Consider the following 3,971-nt stretch of genomic DNA (forward strand, 5'->3'; position numbering starts at 1 on the left):
CTCATGCCGAACGGCCCGGGCGCCGCGATCGGCATGGACCTGCACGCCCGCGCCGGCATCCGCACGGTCGTCTCGGCGTGCGCGTCGAGCACCGAGGCCCTCGTGAACGCCTACGATCACCTGCAGGCCGGGCTGGCCGACGTCGTGATCGCCGGCGGCTCGGAGGCCGCGATCCACCCGCTGCCCATCGCCGCCTTCGCGTCGATGCAGGCGCTGTCGCGCCGCAACGACGAGCCGGCCATCGCCTCGCGCCCCTATGACCTCGGCCGCGATGGCTTCGTGCTCGGGGAAGGCGCCGCGGCGCTCGTCGTCGAGACCGAGGAGCACGCCAAGGCCCGCGGCGCGCGCATCTACGCCGAGCTGCTCGGCGGCGCGGTCACGAGCGACGCGTACCACATCACCGCCCCCGACCCCGAGGGTTCGGCGGCGGCGCGCGCGATGAAGGCGGCCATCGAGGGTGCCGGGGCGTCCCTTGCCGACGTGCAGCACATCAACGCGCACGCCACGAGCACGCCCGTGGGCGACATCGCCGAGTACAACGCGCTCCGTCGCGTCTTCGGCGACGCGCTCGACGGCATCGCCGTCACCGCGACGAAGGCGTCCACCGGGCACCTGCTCGGCGGTGCCGGCGCGATCGAGGCGCTCTTCACGGTGCTCGCACTGCACGAGCGCACCGCGCCGCCCACGATCAACCTGACCGAGCAGGACCCTGAGATCCCGCTCGACGTCGTCACGTCGCCGCGTGCGCTGGGCGACGGCGAGGTCGTCGCGATCTCGAACTCGTTCGGCTTCGGCGGCCACAACGCCGTCGCAGCCTTCCGCACCTCCTGAGCGGATGCCGCGGGCGCGAGCCTCATGAGAAGACCCCGGTCGCCGTTCGGCGCCGGGGTCTTCTCGTCATGGTCCGCGGGTTTCGCTCCACTCGACGCCGGGAATGGGACATCCGACCTCGCGTCACGCCACCCGCGGACCGCGCCGCCTCAGCCCACCTGGTGCAACCAGACGACCGGGGCGAAGTCACTCGCGTGGCGGAAGGGTTCGAGCTCATCGTCCCAGGCCTGGCCGAGCGCCAGCCTGAGCTCGCGGTGCAGCTCGACGGTGTCGTGCCCGGCCACCTCCATCGCGTAGCGGATGCGATCCTCGGGGATGACGGTGTTGCCCGCGGTGTCGGTCTGCGCGAAGTACACGCCGAGCTCGGGCGTGTGCATCCAGCGGGCACCGTCGGAGCCGGGTGTCGGATCCTCGCTCACCTCGAAGCGCAACTGCTCCCAGCCGCGCAGCGCCGAGGCGAGCTTGGCGCCGCTTCCGGCTTCGCCCTCCCAGTAGAACTCGGCGCGCATGAGCCCGCGATAGACCGGCTGCTCCGACCAGTCGAAGTTCACCGCCGTGCCGAGCGCACGGCCTGCAGCCCACTCCACATGCGGGCAGAGCGCCCGCGGCGAGGAGTGCACGAACAGCACGCCTCGCGCGGCGCGCTGGGCCCGCGTGACCTTCTCCGCCATCTCCGTCTCCGTTCTCGAGGTGCGTCTTCCCCTACGACCTCGGAACCGCCGGATGGCGAGTGTTCGATTGTGGACGGCGAGCCGTCATGGGCGATTATGCCGTGGAATCCCGCGCAGGACAAGGCTCCGCGCCGTCCGGAGCGCCGCCGGCGGGGTCGCTGCCCGGAACACTATGCTCGGTGAAGCGTTTCTCATCCCTCAGGGAGGCACTCCATGGCCGTGCGCGATGCACTGCTCGCACTGCTCACCGCCGGACCGGCGTACGGCTTCCAGCTGCACGGCGGGCTCACGGTCCGCACCGGCGGCCGCCGGGTGGTGAACGTCGGCCAGACGTACGCGACGCTCGAACGGCTCACCAGGCAGGGGCTCATCGAGTCGGCCGGATCGACGAGCGACGGCCTGCCGCTGCATCGGCTCACCGCAGCTGGCGAGGGTGCGGCGACGGCCTGGCTCGGTGGGGCGGATGCCGCGGGCGGGGACCCGTGGGACGAGACCGTCGACCGGGTGCTCGTGGCGTGGTCGCTTCCAGGGTGCGATGCGGCGGCCGTCGTGTCGGCCGWGCGCGAGCGGTGGGCGCAACGCCGGGTCGAGGCATCCGAGGCGGCTGCGGCCACGGCCGACGGCTCGGACGTCGACCGCGAGGCGAGCGGCGAGGACGGGTCGGCTGCCCGGCGTGCCGAGGCTGCACTCGGCCGGCTCGCGGCATCCGCTGAACTGCACCGAACTGAGGCGGCACTCGACTGGCTCGACTCGCTCGCCGGCACGGCGCGGCTGCCCTTCGCCCCGAGCACCGATCGACCGAAGCGCGGCCGGCGACCCGGGGGGCCGGCCGAGGGGGTGCCCGAGCCCCGTGGCTCCGAGCCTCAGCCGGCCGACGCGTAGCTGTCGACGATCGCGAGGTCGAGGGGGAACTCCACCGGGAAGTCGCCGAAGAGCAACCGACCGGCACCCTTCGCGGCCGTCTCCACCGCTGCGGCGACCTCGTCGGCGAGCTCGCGAGGCGTGTGCACGATGATCTCGTCGTGCAGGAAGTACACGAGGTGCGGCGCCCGCTCGAACACGGGGCCGGAGGCGGTGGCCCGCGTCACGGATGCCGGCGGCCCCGCGCCGATCTCGGCCAGGCGCCCCCGCAACGCAGCCATCCAGCACAGCGACCACTCGGCGGCGCTCCCCTGCACCACGAAGTTGCGCGTGAAGCGCCCCCAGTCCCTGGCCGAGGATCGGGCCCGGCGTTCGTCGGCGGTGGTCGCGTCGGGCTGGCTCGCACGAGACTGCACCGCCCGCCAGTCGGCGGACGGCAGCGGTGAGGATCGACCGAGCAGCGTGCTGACGGAGCGACCGCGTTCACCGTCGCGAGCCGCACGGTCGACGAGCTGCATGGCGCGTGGGAACGCGCGCGCGAGTCGCGGAACCAGGCGACCGCTGTCGCCCGTGGTCGCGCCGTACATGGCACCGAGGATCGCGATCTTCGCCTCGTCGCGCGTGGCCACCACGCCCGAGTCGACGAGGCCGCGATAGAGGTCGCGACCCCGGCCGGCCGTCGCCATCGACTCGTCGCGCGCCATTCCGGCGAGCACCCTCGGCTCGAGCTGCGCGGCGTCGGCGACCACCAGGGTCCATCCAGGGTCGGCGACGACCGCGGCGCGCACGTTCTTGGGCAGCTGCAGCGCTCCCCCGCCCGAGGTCGCCCACCGTCCGGTCGCGGTGCCGCCCGGCACGTACTCGGGTCGGAACCGACCGTCGGCGATCCACTCGTCGAGCCAGGACCAGCCGTTCGCGCTCAACAGGCGGGCGAGCTTCTTGTACGCGATGAGCGGTTCGATCGCCGGATGGTCGTGCTCACGGAGCTCCCAGCGAGACGTGGAATCGACCTGGATGCCGGCTCCCCTGATGGCACGGAGGAGGTCGACCTGCGAGTCGAGGTTCAGGCCAGGTGCCCCCAGGTCGAGCCGCACCCGCGCGGCGAGCTGGTCCATGCGCGCCGGCTTCCGTCCCTGGGACGGCCGCGGGCCGAGTTCGGCCTCGAGGACGCCCTCGTGCACCGTGCGGTTCCACGGCAGCCCGGCCGCGCGCATCTCGAGGGCGATCAGCGCCCCGGCGGACTCGGCCGCGAGCAGCAGGCGCAGGGCGCTCGGATCGTCGCTCGCCTCGACGAGGGCGAGCTGGCGCGCGAGCTCGTCGAAGACGGCCCCCGCCGCGGGCCGGCCGGTCGGCGCGACGCGAGGCGCCGTCGTCGGGGCGGCGACCGCCTCGGCGGGTGCGTCGAGCCCGCTCAGTGCGTCGAGGTCGAAGAGCGCGCTGTGAGCGGCGCCCGCGGGCGAGGGGCGTGGTTGGCCGCCGACGTCGGACCCGGCCTCCGCGGGGCCGGCCGGCATCCAGTCGGGACGGGGATATCGCCCGCTCGACCTCGCCTGTTCGGTGGCCACCGCATGGTCGAGGATCGCCGCGCACAGCCGAAGGTCGTGGCAG

The 3,971-nt window shown here is 73.6% G+C and carries 4 protein-coding genes; 2 read left to right on the forward strand and 2 right to left on the reverse strand.

What is annotated here, in order from left to right; all coding sequences use genetic code 11:
- Positions 1-831: beta-ketoacyl-[acyl-carrier-protein] synthase family protein (locus tag AC1DY2_RS16690; RefSeq protein WP_476763432.1), on the forward strand; the 831-nt coding region annotated here is incomplete at its 5' end.
- A 149-nt stretch (positions 832-980) separates the two neighbouring features.
- Here the strand turns inward: AC1DY2_RS16690 and AC1DY2_RS16695 are convergent.
- Positions 981-1,502, reverse strand: coding sequence for a DUF3145 domain-containing protein (locus AC1DY2_RS16695; RefSeq protein ID WP_309978435.1), 522 nt, complete (start codon positions 1,500-1,502; stop codon positions 981-983).
- A 213-nt stretch (positions 1,503-1,715) separates the two neighbouring features.
- Between AC1DY2_RS16695 and AC1DY2_RS16700 the strand changes: the two genes are divergently transcribed.
- Entirely contained in the window at positions 1,716-2,384 is a 669-nt protein-coding gene (locus AC1DY2_RS16700) for a PadR family transcriptional regulator (protein ID WP_476763433.1), read from the forward strand.
- Here AC1DY2_RS16700 and AC1DY2_RS16705 read toward each other — a convergent pair.
- A partial coding sequence (locus AC1DY2_RS16705; protein ID WP_476763434.1) for a bifunctional 3'-5' exonuclease/DNA polymerase occupies positions 2,366-3,971 on the reverse strand: 1,606 nt, incomplete at its 5' end. The two genes, AC1DY2_RS16700 and AC1DY2_RS16705, sit on opposite strands and share 19 nt — an antisense overlap.

This window comes from Agromyces sp. P1_H4 (assembly GCF_056405255.1).